Source organism: Rhizobium terrae, from assembly GCF_003425685.1.
Lineage (GTDB): Bacteria > Pseudomonadota > Alphaproteobacteria > Rhizobiales > Rhizobiaceae > Neorhizobium > Neorhizobium terrae.
Genome location: NZ_QJKM01000010.1, coordinates 166,394 through 185,593 on the forward strand (window position 1 = coordinate 166,394; position 19,200 = coordinate 185,593).

Consider the following 19,200-nt stretch of genomic DNA (forward strand, 5'->3'; position numbering starts at 1 on the left):
CGGCATCGCCAGTCCGAAAACCGCTTACACTTGTCGGGCCGATGCCGGAGACTTACTCCTCTTCGATCCCCAGCTTCGCCTTGACGAGCGCCTGGACGGCCTGCGGATTCGCCTTGCCGCCGGTCGACTTCATGACCTGACCGACGAACCAGCCGGCAAGCGTCGGCTTGGCCTTGACCTTGGCGACCTGGTCCGGATTGGCGGCGATGATCTCGTCGACCGCCTTTTCGATCGCGCCGGTGTCTGTCACCTGCTTCATGCCGCGGGCCTCGACGATCTCCGCCGGATCGCCGCCTTCATTGAGGACGATCTCGAAGAGGTCCTTGGCGATCTTGCCGGAGATGGTCCCGTCCTTGATGAGGTCGATGATGGCACCGAGCTGGGCGGGAGAAACCGGCGTCCCTTCGATATCCTTGCCGGTTCTGTTCAAGGCGCCCAGCAGGTCGTTGATCACCCAGTTGGCGGCAATCTTGCCGTCGCGGCCCTCAGCCACGGCCTCAAAATAATCGGCGATCGCCTTTTCCGAGACCAGAACCGAGGCATCGTAGATCGATAGGCCGAGTTCCTTCACGAAACGGGCCTTCTTGTCGTCGGGCAGTTCCGGCAGGTGCGCGGCAAGATCGGCGACGAAGGCATCGTCGAATACGAGCGGCAGCAGGTCCGGATCGGGGAAATAACGATAGTCGTGCGCGTCCTCCTTGGAGCGCATCGAACGCGTTTCACCCTTGCCCGGATCGAAGAGCCGGGTTTCCTGGTCGATCGTACCGCCTTCTTCCAGAATGCCGATCTGGCGGCGCGCCTCGTATTCGATCGCCTGGCCGATGAAACGGATCGAGTTGACGTTCTTGATCTCGCAACGGGTGCCGAAGGCTTCGCCCGGACGGCGCACCGAGACGTTGACGTCGGCGCGCATCGAGCCCTCGTCCATGTTGCCGTCGCAGGTGCCGAGATAACGCACGATCGAGCGCAGCTTGGTCATGTAGGCCTTCGCCTCGTCCGACGAGCGCATGTCAGGCTTGGAGACGATTTCCATCAACGCCACGCCGGAGCGGTTCAGGTCCACATAGGACATGATCGGGTGCTGGTCGTGCATCAACTTGCCAGCGTCCTGTTCCAGATGCAGGCGTTCGATGCCGATCTCGATGTCCTCGAACTGGCCCTGGCGATCCGGACCGAGCGAGATGACGATCTTGCCCTCACCGACGATCGGGTCCTTATACTGGGAGATCTGATAGCCCTGCGGCAGGTCCGGATAAAAATAGTTCTTGCGGTCGAAGACCGAACGCTTGTTGATCGCCGCCTTCAGGCCGAGCCCGGTGCGGACCGCCTGCTTGATGCATTCCTCATTGATGACCGGCAGCATGCCCGGCATGGCGGCATCGACGAGCGACACGTTGCAATTGGCCGGCTTGCCGAACTCCGTCGAGGCGCCGGAGAAGAGCTTCGAATTCGAAAGAACCTGGGCGTGCACCTCCATGCCGATGATGACTTCCCAATCGCCGGTGGCGCCGGGAATCAAACGTTTCGGATCGGGCGTGCGGACGTCGACAATGGTCATCTGATGCTCGTAAAATGGTCTTGATTGCGTTTTCTGGAGGTAGAGCAAATGGCGCGGACGCGCAAGCTCACTCTGACGAACAGCGTCGCGGGAGATGCCCTCAGAAGCTCGGGCCGTAGGTCTCCGGCTCCTGCGCCACGAGCCGCTTGGACAGGCCGACCGACTGCACGTCGCGGTCGATCTTCGGAGAATAGGTTATCGACAGCCAGTTGATCGAATAACCCTGTTTCTCGAAGAACCCGACGGCTTCGGTATTCTGGGCATGGGTCTCGATCCGGGCGACTTCAAAACCCTGGTGGACGATTTCCGCCTCGACTTCCGCGAGAAGCACCCGGCCGAATCCGTGGCCTTGAAAGGACGGATCGATCCAGAAATCGGAAATCAGTTCGTCGAGCTTCTCGCGCGCCGCCCAACCAGCGAGATTGCCGCCCTGTTCGACGACGGTGATGGTGAGCCAGGAGGAACGCGTGAAGTTCTGGAAGGCTATGCGGGCGCTGGCTCGCATATCGGTCATCTCGCCGATCGAGATCATGGCCTTCTGCCACGAGCGGAACCCAATCTCCGCCAGGATATCTACCTCATCTTCACGCGCATTGCGGATGGTGGCCATGGCTTCCCCTGCTGCAAGGCCAGTAGAACACTGAGTCTCGGCTTTTACCAGCGGAACATGTCAACGAAGCGCGCAGGAGCGCTTGACGGCTGGGGAAAACAGGCCTAGCAGCGATTCCGCGACGCGCCTGTCTTTTCCCGAAGGCCCGCGCCCATGGAGTCTTGATGTTCTCGTCCCGAGGGACCCGCTGAGGGGCCGGCCGCCCGCAAAGCGCACCGGCCCAGACAAAAACGACCGCTCCGACGCCAACCGGCGCCGGCAACGTTTTTGTGCGCTCGTCTCCAGAGCGCCTCTCCGGACACCGACACAATGGATATTTCCCGCGCCGAACAGCGCATCCTCCACCTGCTTGCCCAGGGCGGCAGGATCGAGATTACCCGCGACGACAACAGAAAGATCGAAAAGCTGCAGCTCATCACCCGCGAGGGCTGGGCTTTCTCCGGCCTCGACCTCGTCACCTTCCGCAAGCTCAAGCAGAGACGAGCGATCAAGTCCCAGGGCGGCAGGCCCTACCGCATCACCGAAAGGGGACTGGTGCTGGTGAGGGCCGAACAGGATAACAGGTGACCAAGGCGGAAGCCGGCTCTGCGAGGGTCGGCTTCCCTCGAACCCTGTGGAAGGATGGAACGAGGCCTCCGAGCGATACCAATATTCTAATGATCATGCGTCGAGAGGAGCTTTATCCGCCGCTAGACGGTTGAAGCTTCAGATCGGTTTCGAAAGCTCTGCCTTCATCGCCTCCCACTCCTCGCCGACCGAGCCCGAGCGGCTCTTACCCGCGCGGCGGTACCAATAGTCGGCGTTCCAGTCGTCGCCTTCGATGCGGTGGCAGAGGGCGTGGCCCCAGTCAAAGGGCTTTTCGCCCTCATGGGCCTGGCAGATGTTGTGGACGGCCTGCCAATCTGCCCCCATCTCAAAGCTGGCGGCAGCAAGGCGATCGAATGCCTCCACGAGGCGAACAAGGTCCGAATTCGACATGGGGTTTCCTCCCGAAGCTCGCGATCTATAACAGGCGCCGCCCCGAAAGCCGAGACGGCGCCTGCCTTTTAGTCGCGCAGATTGATGATGTCGTGCATCAGTCCGCCGGTGCCGTTGTGGATGGTCAGGTGACCAACCTTGCCGGCGATGGTTTCCAGCGCTTCGAGCTCCTTCAGACGCAGCATGACCGGGTTTTCGGCCATGACCTTCGCCGTGTTGAGGAGCGAACGGGTGGCGTTCGTTTCCTCGCGGCGGCGAATGACATTGGCTTCGGCCTGCTTTTCGGCGGCGACGACCTGGTTCAGGATCTCACGCATCTCGCCCGGCAGGATCACGTCCTTGAGCTCGATGCCGGAGACCTCGATGCCGATTGCCGCCATGTCGTCGCGGACCTTGTCGGCGGCTTCGGCATTGATCGCCACCTTCCGCTCAAGAATCTGGTCGAGCGTCAGGCTGCCGAGCGTGCGGCGGAAGACGAACTGCAGCGCGCGGTAAAGCGCGTCGGAGAAGTCCTTCACCACCGTCACTGCCTTGACCGGATCTGTGACGCGGTATTCGGCGGAGATGTTGACGCGGATCGTCACGCGGTCGCGGGTCAGGAGTTCCTGGCCCGAAACGTCGAGCGACTGCCACTTCAGGTCGATCACCTTCACCTGGAAGGCCTTGCCGACATTCCAGAAGGCGTGAACGCCCGCAGCAAGCGTTCCGGTCTGTGCACCGTCGACGAAAAGCAGACCCACCTGCCCCTCGTTGACGAGATGCATACCGATCGCTTCGGCCTTTCGGGCCTGGACGATCCGGCGCATCAAAGACGGCTCGACAGTCGGGTTTTCCGAAACATCGATCCGCGTTTCCGTCCACGGGCCGGCGTCCTTCCAGACGATCAGCTTCTGGTTCGGCATCAGAACCGAAAAGATAGCGCCATCCCGCTCGATCACCGCCACTTCGGCGGCCGCGGTCCGGAAAACGGTCAAGTTGTGCTCGGCGACATCCGGGAGCCTATCGAACAGAGCCTTCTCATAAACCGAAACGAATACCGGGTTGGTCAGGTCGTGGCGCGCGATCTCCAGGCTGTTTCGGGTATTGCGTAGCCAGTGCATGCCGGCTCCGTAAATGCCCTGAATACGGCCCTCGTTGAGGGCGATCACACGTTCGTTTTCTTTCACCAGGACGCGCTTGCGCCCCAAAATCATCTCGAGAAGCTTTGTCATGTTCGTTACTCCTTCGGCGTTGCTCAAGTCATCGACCGATTTTTCCTTTGCGTTTCGTGTTTCGTTTCGTTCAATCTTACAGTTTGCCCGGTATTGATCCGGGAACCGGTGGCAGACGGCGCTTGCGGAACGGCGGGAGAGGACGTCGCGGCACACGGGCGAGCCTTGGAGCGCACTCCCTGGCCGGCCGGCATGCGGTTTGGTCATCACTGTCGTTCTGGCTTGCGCCCCTGGTTTTGGAAAAGTCCGAGACCTTTCGGCCTCTTTCCCCTCCTCGGCATTCCGGTTCCCGAACCATCAATCCTGGTAACACCTTAACAGGGTGCTGCTGGTTAGGAGCCAGCGTTTGGAGAAGGATTTGAACCTTCGACAATCAGATTATCAGTCTGATGCTCTGCCACTGAGCTATCCAACGGTGCAAATAGCGGGACTCGAACCCACGACCTCCGGATTCGTCATCCGGCGCTCTTCCGCTGAGCTATATCCGCTTGTCCGACCTCCGATGCGGCATCCGTATGCAGGACGGCAAAGCCGGCTGCACGGGAGGAGGTTTCGAGCTCCGTCCGTTGACGTCCACACCGGCTGACGACCGGGAAGGCGCGTTTAGGGCATTTTGCGGCGCAAAGGCAACAGGGAAAATTACAGCGGAGAGTTGCAGGCGGATCATCGTTGCGCATCGGCAACAAATTAGAAATGTTGCATTTTCAACCCAGACGCCTTTCCAGATGCACCTTTTCGAGGTCGACGCCCATGCTCTTGGAATACTCGAAGCCGCGCCAGATGATCGAAAAGCTGCAGCGCTCGTAAAGGCGGATCGCGCCGGCATTTTTCGCGTGGGTATCGAGGCGGGCCGTCGCCAGTCCTTCTGCGGTCATCTGATCGCAGAGATGCAGCAGCAGCGACCGACCTATGCCCCTGCCCTGACGGTCCGGGCGAACCCACAGGGCCTGCCGAATTCCAAGAAAATCAGCAGCTTAGCCCCATGTGGGACGAAGACCCCATTTAATAAAAATCAATGACTTAGTAGAGCCGTCGTCCCACTTTTTCCGGCCGTTTCCGCCTCTTCTTTCCCGGTCGTATTGCGACCAGGGAGGCGCGCATGAGCGAGGCGCGGCCATTTCGGGACGTGAAGCTGCAGTGGCTTCAGCAGTTGAGCTGCGACAAGGACTTGAGCGACAGCGCGCGTTCCGTGGCGCTCTACATCATCACCACGCATTTGAACGGCCACACCGAGAAGCTGTGGCCGTCCTATCAGACGATTGCCGACGCGACCGGCAAGAGCGTTAAGACCATTCAGCGCGCCGTCCGTGAACTTGAGGTCAAAGGATGGTTCGAGGTCCAGCGCGGAAATGGCGTCGGGCACAACACAGAATATCGTCCCTCACTCGACTATATCCGGCAAGCGCACCTCGTCCGAGACATCGAGGTCATCGCCGAAGGACTGTTTCGACCGGAAGGCGGTAACGGCGCGCACTTCGCTGAAATGGCGAAATCAATGATTGCCGCCGTGATCGAGGTCGTCATGACCAGGCGCACGGAAGCCAATCGCAACCTGGTCACCGTCATGGACCTGCTGTTTTCCGCCAGCTTTGAAAAGACGCTAATAGGTACACGTGGAATTTCATGTTCTTCAGCAGTTGCAGGTTTGTAACGTTCGCCACCCAGGTTGTAATCGCCGCCTTCTGCAAGTGCTTCCCGAGCTACGGCAAATCCGACTTCACTTTCCAGCTCTTCGCCACCGCTCGCTCTAGCGGAGTGGAGCCAAGCTCCCAGCCGATTGATTTTGATCCTGGCCGTTGCTTCCTTGCGTAGTGACAAAGCCCATCCCCCGGCAAATTTCAGCAGTGAATCGATATTCCAGATATGTTAAAGCACAACTTTTGATCGATGTGGTACTGACGGTCATGAATGTGTGGCTAATGCTCCGATAAGAGAGGCGTGTTTTGACGAGCCCAGAGGCGCGAACTCGCGCATCAACAGCAGGTAATGAACCCCGTTTCTGCCAACCGGAACCAAGCAGCAGATTGTTGATTTATACACACTTGGTGTGTATGTAAATGACATGAAAAGCGGCGATATCATTTCGGCATTGCAGGCCGATGGCTGGTATGAAGTGGCCATCAAAGGCAGCCATGTTCAGTTTAAGCACGCATCAAAGCCGGGCCGAGTGACTGTCCCTCATCCAAAGAGAGATATACCGATCGGTACGCTTAAGAGCATCGAAAAACAATCCGGTTTGAAACTGAGGTAACCCATATGCGCAACTATATCGGACTGATCCATAAGGACGCTGATAGCGACTACGGCATTTCCTTTCCGGACTTTCCGGGCGTCGTTACCGCCGGCACTGACCTCGACGATGCTCGCCGCATGGCTGAGGAAGCATTGGCAGTTCATGTCGAGGGTCTTCTGGAAGATGGAGAAGCCATTCCAGAACCTTCGAGCTTGGAGGCCGTAATGTCTGATCCTGAGAACAAAGACGCGGTAGCCATTCTCGTTTCGCTTAAGGCGCAGAGCAAAAGATCGGTCCGCCTCAATATTACACTTCCGGAAGACGTTCTAAAGGAAATCGACGCGTATGCAGAGTCTCTTGGATTAACTCGATCTGGTTTCCTTGCACTTGCCGCCAAACATGAGATGGAGTCGGCCAACGACGATTACAAAGCCGGTGTAGATCTACAGCTCGGCTGATCACCTCACTTCGACAATGATCGAAAAAGGCCCGCCGGAGCGGGCCAGATCAATCATCCTGCCTTGCACAGCTTGGCGCTTTAGACGGTTTAGGACGTCCATCCAATGTATTCTTCGCGGAGCTAACGCAGCTCGGTCGCTCCGTCGGTCTCATACTCACGGGAAAACGCGATGCTGGAACGCTTGACCACCATGAGCAACGTGAGGAAGAAGTGGGTGTAAAGCGCGACTGCAAGACCGGAGCCGTATATTCTCGGACTGGTCACGAAAACAGCAGCAGCGTTGTGGTTACCGTTACGATTGCCAGCAAGATCAGATACGATATGTTGCTGTTTAGCTCCTTGATCAGCGCCCTACGGACTTCCTTCATCTGCTCAAAATAACGGAGCTTCACCCGGGCGATCACTTCGAGATCAAGATAGCTGTCCTCGAACGCATCACTCGCGGACCAGGCCGCAAACCCGACTTCGCCGACCAGTTTATGGTCGGCGACGGTCATTTTTCGGATTGTAAGCCCGCTTACCACCACTTGGCCGGGGTGAACCGGCCGGCGGCCTGTTCGATGACATGGGCGGTGCGGAAGAGTGTCTCTTCCTCGAAAGGCTTGCCGATGAGCTGCAGGCCGAGCGGCAGGCCCTTCTTGTCGAGACCGCCTGGAACCGCGATGCCGGGCAGGCCCGCCATGTTCACCGTCACCGTAAAGATGTCGTTCAGGTACATGGCAACCGGATCGGCGGCGAGGTTCTCGTCGGCGACACCGAAGGCGGAAGACGGAGTGGCGGGCGTGAGGATCGCGTCGACGCCGGCGTCGAAAACGATCTCGAAGTCGCGCTTGATCAGCGTGCGGACCTTCTGCGCCTGCAGGTAATAGGCATCGTAATATCCGGCGGACAGAACATAGGTGCCGATCATGATGCGGCGCTTGACTTCCTTGCCGAAGCCGGCGGCGCGGGTCTTCTCGTACATGTCGATGATGTCCTTGCCGTCGACGCGCAGCCCGTAGCGGACACCGTCGTAACGGGCAAGGTTCGACGAGGCCTCGGCGGGTGCCACGATGTAATAGGCCGGCAGGGCATATTTCGTGTGCGGCAGGGTTATGTCGACGATCTCGGCGCCGGCATCCTTCAGCCAGGCGATGCCCTTCTGCCAGAGCGCCTCGATCTCTTCCGGCATGCCGTCGACGCGGTATTCCTTGGGAATGCCGATCTTCATGCCCTTGACCGACCGGCCGAGCGAGGCTTCGTAGTCCGGCACCGGCAGGTCGACGGAGGTGGTGTCCTTGGTGTCGACCGATGCCATCGACTTCAGCATGATCGCGGCATCACGCACGTCGCGGGCGATCGGGCCGGCCTGATCGAGCGACGAGGCGAAGGCGACGACGCCCCAGCGCGAGCAGCGGCCATAGGTCGGCTTGATGCCGACAGTGCCGGTGAAGGCGGCCGGCTGGCGGATCGAGCCGCCGGTATCGGTGGCGGTGGCACCGGCGCAGAGATGTGCTGCGACGGCTGCGGCCGAACCGCCGGACGAACCGCCCGGCACGAGCTGCTGGTTGGAGCCGTTCGCCTTCCACGGGTTGATCACCGCGCCGTAATGCGAGGTCTCGTTGGAGGAGCCCATGGCGAACTCGTCCATGTTGAGCTTGCCCAGCATGACGGCGCCATCGTCCCAGAGGTTCTGGGTCACGGTCGATTCGTATTTCGGCTTGAAGCCGTCGAGAATGTGGCTGCACGCCTGGGTATGGACGTCGCGGGTGCCGAACAGATCCTTGATGCCGAGGGGAATACCTTCCAGCGCGCCGACGGTGCCGGAAGCGCGACGGGCGTCGGAGGCCTTGGCCATCTCGATCGCCTTTTCCGGCGTCACCGCCACATAGGCGTTGAATACCTGATTGGCGGCATCGATCGCCTTCAGATAGCTCTCGGTCAGCTCGACGGAGGTGAATTCCTTGGCCTTCAGCTTGTCGCGGGCTTCGGCAATGGTAAGGCTGGTGAGTTCGGTCATGGTCTCTTCGGAATGTTCGAATGCGGGAAAAGGCTCAGAGGCAGCGCCGTTTGAGCGCTCACTCAACGACCTTCGGCACCAGGAAGAAATTGTGATCGATGGATGGCGCGTTCGCCACCACCTCGGCGGCCTTGTCGCCGTCGGTGACGATATCGGCGCGCTTGCGCATCTCCATCGGCGTGACCGATGTCATCGGCTCGACGCCCGCGACATCCACTTCATTGAGCTGTTCGACGAAATCGATGATGCCGTTCAACTCGCCGACCATGCGATTGGCATCTTCCTCGGTGACCGCAATGCGGGCAAGGCGCGCGACGCGCTTCACAGTGGCGAGATCGACGGACATGGCACAGCTCCAGGCAAGAAATTTCCTACCCGCTATAATCGCCGCGTCCGCTTCCCGCAACAGGCAGCGCGTCTCAATTTGGAGGCGCGCCGCCGGATCTCATGCAGCAATCAATACGAAACGCTGCCGCCCGGAGCCGGAACCTCGACGCGGGTGCGCGAACCTTCCATGCCCTTGACGAACTTTTCCGCCGTCATGTCGACCATTGGCAGTCCGTAATGGCAGGGCAGCGCGTGCTTGAAATCGAAGAAGCGCTGGCAGGCGAGCGCCGCCACGGCACCGCCCATGGTGAAACGGTCGCCGATCGGCACGATACCGATATCCGGCTGGTGCAGCTCGTTGATGAGCGCCATGTCGGAGAAGATATCGGTGTCGCCCATGTGGAGGACCGAAGGTTCGTCGTCGAAATGCAGCATCAGGCCGTTGGCATTGCCGAGCGCATGGGAAACCCCGTCCTCGGTAATCTGCGCCGAAGAATGCAGAGCATTGGTGAAGGTGGCGGTAAAGCCGTCGAAGCCGATCGTGCCGCCGGTATTGCCCATTTCCAGCTTCTCGACGCCCTTCTTGGCGAGCCAGACGCCCAGGTCATAGTTGGCGAGAACGACGGCACCGGTTTCCTTGGCGATCTGGACTGTGTCGCCGACATGGTCTCCATGGCCATGGGTCAGCAGAATATGGGTCAGGCCTTCGGCGGCGGCCTTGATGTCCTGACCGGCAAAGGCGGGGTTATATGTCAGGAACGGGTCGATCAGAATCTTTGCCTTGGCGGTCTCGATGCGGAAGGCGGCATGGCCGAGCCAGATGATCTTCATGGAAAAGTTTCCTCCGATGCAATGTGAATGGTAACGACACATAGCCCATGTGAGGCTAAAGGGAAGTGGGACAGAAGGTGGGACAAACCGTCTCCGGGCCTCTCTGCCCCCAAGGGATGAAGAACGCATGACAGTGATGACGATCGAGGAACTCGCGCAGGCGCTCGCGCCGGGTCAGGCGATCGCCGGGCTCGATCTCGGCACCAAGACGATCGGGCTTGCCATGTCGGATCTCGGCCGGCGCTTCGCCTCTCCGCGCCCGGTCATCAAGCGGGTGAAGTTCACCAAGGACGCTGAATTGCTGCTCGCCTTCGCCGAGAAGGAAAAGGTCGCCGGCTTCGTCATCGGCCTGCCGATGAACATGGACGGTTCGGCCGGCCCGCGCGTCCAGGCGACGCGCGCCTTCGTGCGCTCCATGAGCGAGAAGACCGCCCTGCCCTTCGTCTTCTGGGACGAGCGGCTGTCGACGGTCGCCGCCGAACGGGCGCTTTTGGAAATGGACGTGTCGCGGGCCAAGCGTGCCGAGCGGATCGATTCCGCCGCGGCGAGCTTCATCCTTCAAGGCGCGCTCGACAGACTTTCGTCGCTCGCCAGGGAAATCCCGATCGACCGGGACGACTGACGCCTGCGCCACCAGGCCGCAATCGCCTTTCGCTTGCGCAACGCGATGATGGCGAAGACGATCAGGCTGTCGAAGGCGATGGCGCGTGCCACGAGCGGCGGGATGGTTTCCGGCGGAATGCCGAGAACGTTCCCATAGATCTGGAAGACCAGGTCATGCGTATGGCGGGTGAGCATGAAAAAGCCGAAGCTCATGTCGTAGTAGGAAAGTCCGTACCAGCCGGTCAGCAGCAGGACGGGACCCGCCCACAAAATCAGAAACCACTTCATGCGGTTTTTCCCCTCGGCCCCACCGGATACATCTCCGGCAATACGAGCCATCTCGATAATGCCATCAAGCTCAGGACCGCGGCCGGAACCGCGATGTCCATCGCCAGCGCCGCAAAGATCGTCGTCATGACGGCGAGCAATGCCCAATCCCTGACTGCAGTTCCCATACGCGGATACTCGGCGAACGTCGTCGTTAACAATGCGTTAATGCGAATTTAGCCCGCGAGGGATTTCCCGCAACGGAAACCGGAGAGCATGGTTAACAAGGGAAGGGTCTGCTGTGGAAAACCGGCTCAGGCCGCAGGCGCCGGCTTCTTGGGAATATAAGGTCCGCCCGTCTCGCCCCAGCCCCATTCCGGCATGGGCGCATGTTCGTAGACCTTTGCGCCGGGCTGCGAGTTGATAACGGCGAGGCGCGTTCCCCATTCGAGATAACCGACCAGCGCGGAGGCGAATTCCGGATCGGCGGGAAGCCCGAGATCGGTGTAGCTGTCGAGGAGAAGATTGATCCAGCGCCGGCGCATTGGTTCGGTCAGGTGCCTGTCGAGATGATGGCGCACCATGGCCGGATGGCCGCCGCGCTCTTCGGAATAGAGCTTCGGCCCGCCGATGACCTCGGCGATGAACATCGCGACATGCTGCGGATGGTCCTTGTCCATGCCTGAAAAGACCGGACCGAGGATGTCGTCCGCCGGGACGCGGCGGTAGAACTCCGTCGTCAGACGCAGGAGCGCGTCGAAACCGCCGATCCATTCGTAAAGTGTCGGTACCGTCATCACCGCCTCCCTTTCCCGGAAAGATATTGGGCAAAGGTCAAGGCTTCAAGACATGGGCGGTCAGCCGTAGATGGCGCGCACCAGGCGGCGCAGTGCGCTGGCGACCTTGTCCCAGTCCTTCTCGGTCCTCAATGCAATGCCGGCGAACTGGCCGCTCACGGCCGCGGAAATCACCAGATGCTGGATGGCTGCGAAAAGCACGGCATTGGTCGTCGCGGCATCGACCCCTTTCGGCGGGTTCAACGACCCTTTCATGCGGTCGAGCCATTTGCCAAGCGCCTTGGTGCGCGCTTCCGAAAGCTGGCGGACCTGCGGCGTATCCTGCGAGACCTCCCAGGCGACGATCTTGCAGACCAGCGGATCGTCGCGCAGGGCCTCCATGAAATAGATGGCGAGCTTTTCCATGAGGTCGCCATAGGTCAGGAGGAACATGCCGCCGGTGTCTTCCGGAATGCGATCCTTGACCCAGGTGCCGAGATCCGTGCCGATCGCCTCGATCAGGCCGCCAAGGCCGCCGTAATACCGGTAGATGAGCTGTTTGTCGCAGCCCGCCCGCCGCGCCACGGCATTGATGCCGAAACCCTGGAACCCCTTTTCGGCCAGAAGCTGGCGCGCGGCCAGAAAAATCGCCCGCTCCGTACCGGCGCGATTGCGCACTTTTGCAGCCGGGCCTTCTTGCGCCGTGACTTCAGAGGGTTGCAGCATTTTTCGCCCGTGTTGGTTCCCGTCCTCAACCGCGATAATCCCTGCCATCGGCCGCTGCAAGCGGTGTCAAGGGGCCATTCACAGGATTGCGCACCCGAAATCGCAACCCGCCGCATTGCACTATCGGAACGGGAGGACTAACGAGGGATCGATTTCCCTCCGACGCCTGCCCATATGCTCATCGTCTTTCAAAGCACGCTCCCGATATTCCTGCTCGTCCTGCTCGGCATCGGACTGAAACGCGCACCCGTCATCAATGCCAATGTCTGGGACGGGCTCGAACAGCTGAGTTACTGGGTATTGTTCCCCGCCCTCCTGTTCGCCACGATGGCCAGGGCGGATTTTTCCAATACGCAGAACCTGACCGTCAGTGTCGCAGCCATCATCTCCGTCATCGTCATGTCGGGCGGGCTGCTCCTCGCCTGGCCGCTCCTGAGGAACCTGCGCGTCGGCGGGCCGGCCTATACCTCGCTCTTCCAGACCGCGACGCGCTGGAACGCGTTCATGGCGCTCGCGATCGCCGCCAAAACCTTCGGCCAGGAGGGGCTCACCACGGTCGGTCTCGTGATGGCGGCGATCGTCGTTCCCCTCAACCTCATCAACGTCATCGTGCTTTTGTGGTTTTCCGGCCGCGAGCGGAACTACAAGACGCTTGTCTACCGGATCGTCACCAATCCGCTGATCCTGTCGACGGCACTCGGCATCCTCGTCAACGTCGCCGGCCTGCCGATCTACCAGCCGCTGATGTCGACGGTCGATCTGCTGTCGCAGGCGTCGCTCAGCCTCGGACTGATCACCGTCGGTGCAGGCCTCAGGATCGCGGATGCGCTGAAGCCGAGGCCACTCACCCTGCTTGCGGTGGTCTTGAAGCTGATCGTCTTCCCGATCGTCGCCGTCGGGGTCGGGGCGCTTTGCGGCATAGGCGGCGACGGGCTTGTCCTGCTGGCTTTGAGTGCGGCTGTTCCCACCGCGATGAACGGCTATCTGCTGGCCAAGCAGTTGAACGGGGATGCGGATCTTTATGCCGCGGCGGCGGCGCTGCAGGTGATCGCGTCCTTCCTGACCATTCCGGCCATCATGAGCGCGACCGCCTACGTCGCTGCCGGGTAAAGCAGGTCGACGATATAATTGGCATCGAAGCGGGCATCGAGCATGCCATAGGTCGAGCGCCAGCCGCCGGCGAGCCGGGTTTCCAGAAAGGCATCGGCGATCTTGCCGGCTCCGAGCCGGACGAGTTCGGAAGCACCTGCCGCGAGCGCCAACTGCTCCACGAGAAGCCGGGCGGCCCCTTCGTCAGTTTCGCAGAGCGCCATGGCGGCGCGCAGCACCTCGACCGTCTTCTTGCCGGAGGGGCCGAGATCGCGTTCGAAACCGGCGAGCACCGTGTCGAACAGGTCCTTTCCGCGCGACAGGACGCGCAGCACGTCGAGCGCCATGACGTTACCGGAGCCTTCCCAGATCGCATTGACGGGCGCTTCGCGATAATGCCGGGCGATCGGCCGCTCCTCGATATATCCGTTGCCGCCGAGGCATTCCATGGCCTCATAGATCAGCGCGGGCGCGATCTTGCAGTTCCAGTATTTGATGACCGGCGTCATGACGCGGGCGAATGCCGCATCGGTCTGGCTGCTGGCGGCACGATCGAAGGCGTCCGCGAGGCGGAAACTCAGCGCCGTTGCAGCAGCCACATCGAGCGCCATGTCGGCGAGCACGCGCGTCATCAACGGCTGGTCGATCAGCTTTTTGCCGAAAACGCTTCGGCCGCGGCAGTGATGCACCGCTTCCGCAAGCGATGCGCGCATGATGCCGGCCGAAGCCAGCGCGCAATCGAGCCGCGTCAGCGTCACCATGTCGAGAATGGTGCGGATGCCGCCGCCCGGTTCGCCGAGCAGGTAACCGAAGGCATCGGTGAATTCGACCTCCGAGGACGCATTCGACCGGTTGCCGAGCTTGTCCTTCAGACGCTGGAACTGTAGGCCGTTCGCCGAACCGTCTTCCAGCATGCGCGGCACGAGGAAACAGCCGATCCCCTCGTTGGTCTTGGCGAGCATGACGAAACCGTCGCTCATCGGCGCCGACATGAACCATTTGTGGCCGGACAGCCGGTAGATCCCCTCGCCCACCCGCTCCGCGGTCGAGCGGTTGGCGCGCACATCCGTGCCGCCCTGCTTCTCGGTCATGCCCATGCCGAGCGTGACGGCGGTCTTTTGCAGTGCTGGGCGATTCGTGGAATCGTACTTGCGCGACAGTATCTTCGGCGCCCATTCCTTCTGCACCCGCGGCGAAGCCATCAGCGCAGCGATCGAGGCGTTGGTCATGGTGAGCGGGCACAGATGCCCGCATTCGAGCTGCGCCGTCAGATAGAAGCGCGTGGCGCGCGCCTTGTGCTCGTGGCCCTTGGCTTCTGGAATGCTTTCCCAGACGGAGGAATGCAGGCCGGCCTGCATCGAGCGGCGCATCAGAGCGTGCCAGGCCGGGTGGAATTCGACCGTATCGAGCCGTTCACCCCGCGGACCGTGGGTCTTGAGCTTCGGCGGGTTCTCATTCGCCATCCGCGCCAGTTCCTGCGCCTCCGGCGAGGTGACGTAACGGCCGAGCTGGTCGTATTCCTCGCGGATGGTGCGGTTGAGCGTGCTCGTCAGATCGACGACCAGCGGATCGGATCGATAGGCATTGATGCCGGACCAGGGTTTGGGCTGGTTCAGTTCGGCAAACTTTTCTTCGGCGCGCGACATCTGGTTCATGGCTGCCTTCTATAGGAAGTCGACAACCGTGGGAACGGCAGCCGCGGGGGATTTCAAACGTTCTTTACATATAGGTGACTGGTACACAGAAAATCTGCGGTGGACACCGGTAAAACATGCGCGGAGATGACGTTCTGACCGCTTGCGGCGCCTGCCGCCAGCCCTTATAGACCGCCGAACGCAAGCGGAGACATGACCCATGGTCTTCTTTCCCCACCGCCATCTCCTCGGCATCAAGGGCCTCACCGAACAGGACATCACCTTTCTTCTCGACAAGGCCGACGAGGCCGTGAAGATTTCCCGGCAGCGGGAAAAGAAGACGTCCACCCTGCGCGGCCTCACCCAGATCAATCTCTTCTTCGAAGCTTCGACGCGGACGCAGTCCTCGTTCGAGCTCGCCGGCAAACGGCTCGGCGCCGACGTGATGAACATGTCGGTCGGCAATTCGTCGGTTAAAAAAGGCGAGACGCTGATCGACACCGCGATGACGCTGAACGCCATGCGGCCGGACGTCTTGATCCTGCGCCACTCCTCCGCGGGTGCCGCCGCACTGCTCGCCCAGAAGGTCGCCTGCTCGGTGGTGAATGCCGGCGACGGCCAGCACGAACATCCGACCCAGGCGCTGCTCGACGCGCTGACCATCCGGCGTGCCAAGGGCAAGCTGTCGCGCATCATTGTGGCGATCTGCGGCGACGTGCTGCATTCGCGCGTTGCCCGCTCGAACATCCTGCTGCTCAATGCCATGGGCGCGCGGGTGCGGGTCGTAGCCCCCTCGACGCTGCTTCCCTCCGGCATCCGCGACATGGGCGTCGAGGTCTTCCGCTCCATGGAGGAAGGCCTCAAGAATGCAGACGTGGTGATGATGCTGCGACTGCAGCGGGAGCGCATGGCCGGCGCCTTCGTGCCGTCGGTGCGCGAATATTTCCGCTTCTACGGCCTTGATGCCGAAAAGCTGAAGGCCGCCAAGGAGGATGCTCTTGTCATGCATCCCGGCCCGATGAACCGCGGCGTCGAGATCGCCTCGGAAGTGGCGGACGGTCCGCAGAGCGTTATCGAGGAACAGGTGGAAATGGGGGTCGCCGTACGCATGGCGGTGATGGAAGCGCTGCTCGTCTCGCATAACCAAGGAGAACGCGCATGACCTTGAAGTCCGTGGCCGCCACCGTTCTGAAAAACCTCCGCATCATCGACCCGTCGCGCAATCTCGACGAAACCGGCACGATCGTCATCGGCGATGACGGCCGCATTCTAGCCGCCGGCAGGGATGCACAGAACCAGGGCGTGCCGGAAGGCGCGACGGTCAAGGATTGCAAGGGCATCGTCGCGACGCCGGGTCTGGTCGATGCCCGCGTCTATCTCGGCGAACCCGGCGCCGAGCACACCGAGACGATAGCATCGGCAGGCCGCGCGGCGGCGGCCGGCGGCATCACATCCTTCATCATGATGCCGGACACCGATCCGGTGCTCGACGACATCGCGCTGATCGAATTCGTGCAGAAGAACGCCCGCGACAAGGCGATCGTCAACGTCCATGCGGCCGCAGCGCTCACCAAGGGCCTGGACGGCAGGGAGATGACCGAATTCGGGCTCCTGCAGGAAGCCGGCGCGGTTGCCTTCACCAACGGCCGCCACGGGCTTTCCGACAGTCTGCTCCTGCGCCGGGCCATGACTTATGCGCGCGAGTTCGACGCCGTCATCTCGCTCGAACTCAAGGAAAAATATCTCGGCAACGGGGTGATGAACGAGGGCCTGTTCGCCAGCTGGCTTGGCCTTTCGGGCGTGCCTAAGGAAGCCGAACTCATCCCGCTCGAACGGGACCTGCGCCTCGCCGGACTGACGAAAGCGAAATATCACGCCGCGAAGATTTCCGTGGCGGAATCGGCGGAAGCCATGCGGGTTGCACGCGGACGCGGGGCGAACGCCACCTGCGGCGTATCGATCAACCACCTGTCGCTCAACGAAAACGACATCGGCGAATACCGCACCTTCTTTAAGCTCTCTCCGCCGCTCCGCTCCGAGGACGACCGGATCGCCATGGCGGATGCGGTCGCGGACGGCACGATCGACATCATCGTCTCTTCGCACGACCCGCAGGACGTCGATACCAAGCGGCTGCCCTTCGCCGATGCCGCCGACGGCGCGATCGGGCTGGAAACCATGCTGGCCGCAGCACTCCGCCTGCATCACGACGGCCGCGTGCCGCTGATGCGGCTGATTGACGCCATGTCGACGAGACCCGCACAAATCTTCGGCCTCGATGCCGGCACGCTGAAATCCGGTGCGAAGGCGGATATCACGCTGATCGACCTCGACGAGCCTTGGATCGTGATGAAGGATATGCTTTTGTCCCGTTCGAAGAACACGCCCTTCGAGGATGCGCGTTTCTCGGGACGAGCGGTCGCGACCTATGTTGCGGGCAAGTGCGTTTATAATCTGGGCTGATTACAAGGTTTGCCCCTCATCCGCCCTGCGGGCACCTTCTCCCCGCTCGCGGGGAGAAGGATAGGTGCGGCGACGCCAGGTCCACTTCACCGCGGGTCAGGAGATCGAGCAAAAAGGGCACGGCATATCTCTTCTCCCCGCATGCGGGGAGAAGGTGCCGGCAGGCGGATGAGGGGCTTTCGGCCCCATGGGATTTGGGCCACAAGGGTTTCAGGACGTAAAGGGGCAAACGGATGGCAGACCTTTTCAACTGGCAGATCACCCTGCCGATCGCCGCAGCTGCCTTGATCCTGGGCTATCTGCTCGGCTCCATTCCCTTCGGCCTGATCCTGACGCGCGCCGCCGGGCTCGGCGACATCCGCTCGATCGGTTCCGGCAATATCGGCGCGACCAACGTTCTCAGGACCGGCAACAAGAAACTCGCCGCCGCGACGCTGCTGCTCGACGCGCTGAAAGCGACCGCCGCCGCCCTGGTCGGCTGGTATTTCTTCGGCAAGGAAGCGGGCCTGATCGCCGGTTTCGCGGCCTTCATGGGCCATCTCTTCCCCGTCTGGCTCGGCTTCAAGGGCGGCAAGGGCGTGGCCACCTATATCGGTACGCTGCTCGGCGTTGCGCCGTGGATGGTGCTGGTATTTGCGGCAATCTGGCTCTCGGTCGCCAAGATCAGCAAATACTCCTCCCTCTCGGCCCTGGTTGCAACGCTTGTCATTCCGGTTGTGCTGTGGTTCTCAGGAGAACCGAAGATCGCGCTGGTCATGGCCATCATGACCGCGATCTCCTGGTGGAAGCACGAGGCCAATATCAAACGGCTGATCGCCGGCACCGAAGGCAGGATCGGCCAGAAGGGATGAGCAGATGGACGGCAACGCAAGGCGGACAGGAACTAGAGGCCGCCGGCACTACTTCCTTTTTGCGGTAAGAGAGACCTTTCTGCAGCAACCCGTCCGTCGGTTGGGATCGCCGATAGCGCACACCAGTTGAGGTGGATGATATCTTCAGTACACCGGCTTACCGGCCTCGTCTGTCTATCTCGTCCTCCTGGACCTCGATGCCGCCGAGGCAACTGCGGCGGCATGCTGGCGGCCTCGTCTCAATCGCGATGGAAAACTGAGCGTGGGCGCCTGCCGGCCTGAACGTCACCGGCTTCCACATAAGCCATTTCGATGAGATAACAGAGCATGTCCGCGCCCTCCCCCAATGCGACCTGCCGAAGCTCTCCCAGCATCTGCCTGATATAGGCGATATTCTCCCTCGCATCGGATTCGCGTCGGCTGTTCATTTCGCTCTCGAGGATCATCGGTCACCCTGTAAAAGATCCGTTTGGCCAACCCAAATAAATCCACCTTCATCTATACGAGGACCTTATCGCATTTATTTAAGATTGCAACAAATTGCAGATCCCCCTTCGGTTGCGCTTCGTTGTACTCCAGAATTT

The 19,200-nt window shown here is 61.0% G+C and carries 23 protein-coding genes, 2 tRNA genes and 1 pseudogene; 9 read left to right on the forward strand and 17 right to left on the reverse strand.

The features are described from left to right. Window positions 1–52: 52 nt before the first annotated feature. Window positions 53–1,558, reverse strand: coding sequence for an Asp-tRNA(Asn)/Glu-tRNA(Gln) amidotransferase subunit GatB (gatB, locus tag DMO26_RS19905; RefSeq protein ID WP_117193915.1), 1,506 nt, complete (start codon window positions 1,556–1,558; stop codon window positions 53–55). A gap of 100 nt (window positions 1,559–1,658) precedes the next feature. Next, window positions 1,659–2,168: a GNAT family N-acetyltransferase gene (locus tag DMO26_RS19910; RefSeq protein WP_117193916.1), complete on the reverse strand. Its 510-nt coding sequence runs from the start codon at window positions 2,166–2,168 to the stop codon at window positions 1,659–1,661. Between the two features lie 309 nt (window positions 2,169–2,477). Here DMO26_RS19910 and DMO26_RS19915 point away from each other — a divergent pair, with 309 nt between their 5' ends. Beyond that, window positions 2,478–2,735: a YjhX family toxin gene (locus DMO26_RS19915; protein WP_117193917.1), complete on the forward strand. Its 258-nt coding sequence runs from the start codon at window positions 2,478–2,480 to the stop codon at window positions 2,733–2,735. Between the two features lie 138 nt (window positions 2,736–2,873). On the opposite strand, the gene DMO26_RS19920 is transcribed toward DMO26_RS19915, so the two are convergent. The 5 genes and pseudogenes from DMO26_RS19920 to DMO26_RS19940 form a co-directional block, all read right to left on the reverse strand. Then, window positions 2,874–3,146 carry a hypothetical protein gene (locus DMO26_RS19920; RefSeq protein WP_117193918.1) on the reverse strand — a complete coding sequence of 91 codons (273 nt, stop codon included), beginning with the start codon at window positions 3,144–3,146 and terminating at the stop codon, window positions 2,874–2,876. A 68-nt stretch (window positions 3,147–3,214) separates the two neighbouring features. After that, the gene (locus DMO26_RS19925; protein ID WP_117193919.1) at window positions 3,215–4,357 is read right to left on the reverse strand and encodes a slipin family protein; all 1,143 of its coding nucleotides are present in this window, start codon (window positions 4,355–4,357) and stop codon (window positions 3,215–3,217) included. A 342-nt stretch (window positions 4,358–4,699) separates the two neighbouring features. Then, window positions 4,700–4,772 (reverse strand) — tRNA-Ile (locus tag DMO26_RS19930). A gap of 1 nt (window position 4,773) precedes the next feature. Beyond that, window positions 4,774–4,845: transfer RNA gene (locus DMO26_RS19935), tRNA-Arg, on the reverse strand. A gap of 216 nt (window positions 4,846–5,061) precedes the next feature. After that, a pseudogene (locus DMO26_RS19940) lies at window positions 5,062–5,301 on the reverse strand (GNAT family N-acetyltransferase); the annotation flags it as partial. Window positions 5,302–5,456: 155 nt separating this feature from the next. Between DMO26_RS19940 and DMO26_RS34440 the strand changes: the two are divergent. The 3 genes from DMO26_RS34440 (at window position 5,457) to DMO26_RS19960 (ending at window position 7,048) form a co-directional block, all read left to right on the forward strand. Beyond that, window positions 5,457–6,008: a helix-turn-helix domain-containing protein gene (locus DMO26_RS34440; RefSeq protein ID WP_226951358.1), complete on the forward strand. Its 552-nt coding sequence runs from the start codon at window positions 5,457–5,459 to the stop codon at window positions 6,006–6,008. Window positions 6,009–6,419: 411 nt separating this feature from the next. After that, complete coding sequence (locus DMO26_RS19955) at window positions 6,420–6,608, forward strand: type II toxin-antitoxin system HicA family toxin (protein ID WP_117194011.1); 189 nt, start codon at window positions 6,420–6,422, stop codon at window positions 6,606–6,608. 5 nt (window positions 6,609–6,613) lie between these two features. Then, window positions 6,614–7,048 carry a type II toxin-antitoxin system HicB family antitoxin gene (locus DMO26_RS19960; RefSeq protein ID WP_117193921.1) on the forward strand — a complete coding sequence of 145 codons (435 nt, stop codon included), beginning with the start codon at window positions 6,614–6,616 and terminating at the stop codon, window positions 7,046–7,048. Window positions 7,049–7,310: 262 nt separating this feature from the next. Here the strand turns inward: DMO26_RS19960 and DMO26_RS34445 are convergent, their stop codons facing one another. The 4 genes from DMO26_RS34445 to DMO26_RS19980 all read right to left on the reverse strand — a co-directional run bounded on the left by DMO26_RS34445 (window position 7,311) and on the right by DMO26_RS19980 (window position 10,207). Continuing rightward, window positions 7,311–7,547 (reverse strand): hypothetical protein, encoded by a 237-nt coding sequence (locus DMO26_RS34445; protein ID WP_226951359.1) that lies wholly within the window; start codon window positions 7,545–7,547, stop codon window positions 7,311–7,313. A gap of 20 nt (window positions 7,548–7,567) precedes the next feature. Further along, the gene (gene gatA, locus DMO26_RS19970) at window positions 7,568–9,049 is read right to left on the reverse strand and encodes an Asp-tRNA(Asn)/Glu-tRNA(Gln) amidotransferase subunit GatA (RefSeq protein ID WP_117193922.1); all 1,482 of its coding nucleotides are present in this window, start codon (window positions 9,047–9,049) and stop codon (window positions 7,568–7,570) included. A gap of 58 nt (window positions 9,050–9,107) precedes the next feature. Further along, window positions 9,108–9,395, reverse strand: a complete 288-nt coding sequence (gatC, locus tag DMO26_RS19975) for an Asp-tRNA(Asn)/Glu-tRNA(Gln) amidotransferase subunit GatC (protein ID WP_117193923.1) — start codon at window positions 9,393–9,395, stop codon at window positions 9,108–9,110. Between the two features lie 110 nt (window positions 9,396–9,505). Beyond that, window positions 9,506–10,207 (reverse strand): metal-dependent hydrolase, encoded by a 702-nt coding sequence (locus tag DMO26_RS19980; protein ID WP_117193924.1) that lies wholly within the window; start codon window positions 10,205–10,207, stop codon window positions 9,506–9,508. A gap of 127 nt (window positions 10,208–10,334) precedes the next feature. Between DMO26_RS19980 and ruvX the strand changes: the two genes are divergently transcribed. Then, window positions 10,335–10,829, forward strand: a complete 495-nt coding sequence (gene ruvX, locus DMO26_RS19985) for a Holliday junction resolvase RuvX (protein WP_117193925.1) — start codon at window positions 10,335–10,337, stop codon at window positions 10,827–10,829. On the opposite strand, the gene DMO26_RS19990 is transcribed toward ruvX, so the two are convergent. The 4 genes from DMO26_RS19990 to DMO26_RS20005 all read right to left on the reverse strand — a co-directional run bounded on the left by DMO26_RS19990 (window position 10,766) and on the right by DMO26_RS20005 (window position 12,579). Further along, window positions 10,766–11,098 (reverse strand): DUF6105 family protein, encoded by a 333-nt coding sequence (locus DMO26_RS19990; protein WP_117193926.1) that lies wholly within the window; start codon window positions 11,096–11,098, stop codon window positions 10,766–10,768. The two genes, ruvX and DMO26_RS19990, sit on opposite strands and share 64 nt — an antisense overlap. Then, window positions 11,095–11,238 (reverse strand): hypothetical protein, encoded by a 144-nt coding sequence (locus DMO26_RS19995; protein ID WP_162894973.1) that lies wholly within the window; start codon window positions 11,236–11,238, stop codon window positions 11,095–11,097. The genes DMO26_RS19990 and DMO26_RS19995 overlap by 4 nt, the downstream gene beginning before the upstream one ends. Window positions 11,239–11,391: 153 nt before the next feature. After that, a complete protein-coding gene (locus tag DMO26_RS20000) occupies window positions 11,392–11,874 on the reverse strand; it encodes a group II truncated hemoglobin (RefSeq protein WP_117193928.1) in 483 nt (160 codons plus the stop codon). A 60-nt stretch (window positions 11,875–11,934) separates the two neighbouring features. Next, window positions 11,935–12,579: a TetR/AcrR family transcriptional regulator gene (locus DMO26_RS20005; protein ID WP_117193929.1), complete on the reverse strand. Its 645-nt coding sequence runs from the start codon at window positions 12,577–12,579 to the stop codon at window positions 11,935–11,937. A gap of 174 nt (window positions 12,580–12,753) precedes the next feature. Between DMO26_RS20005 and DMO26_RS20010 the strand changes: the two genes are divergently transcribed. After that, complete coding sequence (locus tag DMO26_RS20010; RefSeq protein WP_117193930.1) at window positions 12,754–13,689, forward strand: AEC family transporter; 936 nt, start codon at window positions 12,754–12,756, stop codon at window positions 13,687–13,689. Here DMO26_RS20010 and DMO26_RS20015 read toward each other — a convergent pair. Further along, window positions 13,671–15,323, reverse strand: coding sequence for an acyl-CoA dehydrogenase family protein (locus DMO26_RS20015; protein ID WP_117193931.1), 1,653 nt, complete (start codon window positions 15,321–15,323; stop codon window positions 13,671–13,673). The genes DMO26_RS20010 and DMO26_RS20015 overlap by 19 nt on opposite strands. Before the next feature lie 199 nt (window positions 15,324–15,522). Between DMO26_RS20015 and DMO26_RS20020 the strand changes: the two genes are divergently transcribed. From DMO26_RS20020 to plsY, 3 genes are all read left to right on the forward strand, one after another. Beyond that, complete coding sequence (locus tag DMO26_RS20020) at window positions 15,523–16,464, forward strand: aspartate carbamoyltransferase catalytic subunit (protein ID WP_117193932.1); 942 nt, start codon at window positions 15,523–15,525, stop codon at window positions 16,462–16,464. After that, window positions 16,461–17,765 carry a dihydroorotase gene (locus tag DMO26_RS20025; RefSeq protein WP_117193933.1) on the forward strand — a complete coding sequence of 435 codons (1,305 nt, stop codon included), beginning with the start codon at window positions 16,461–16,463 and terminating at the stop codon, window positions 17,763–17,765. Before DMO26_RS20020 ends, DMO26_RS20025 begins: the two co-directional genes overlap by 4 nt. Before the next feature lie 233 nt (window positions 17,766–17,998). Next, on the forward strand, window positions 17,999–18,616 hold the full coding sequence (gene plsY, locus DMO26_RS20030) for a glycerol-3-phosphate 1-O-acyltransferase PlsY (protein ID WP_117193934.1): 618 nt from the start codon (window positions 17,999–18,001) through the stop codon (window positions 18,614–18,616). A 239-nt stretch (window positions 18,617–18,855) separates the two neighbouring features. Here the strand turns inward: plsY and DMO26_RS20035 are convergent, their stop codons facing one another. Beyond that, window positions 18,856–19,044 carry a hypothetical protein gene (locus DMO26_RS20035; protein ID WP_226951360.1) on the reverse strand — a complete coding sequence of 63 codons (189 nt, stop codon included), beginning with the start codon at window positions 19,042–19,044 and terminating at the stop codon, window positions 18,856–18,858. Window positions 19,045–19,200 lie beyond the last annotated feature (156 nt).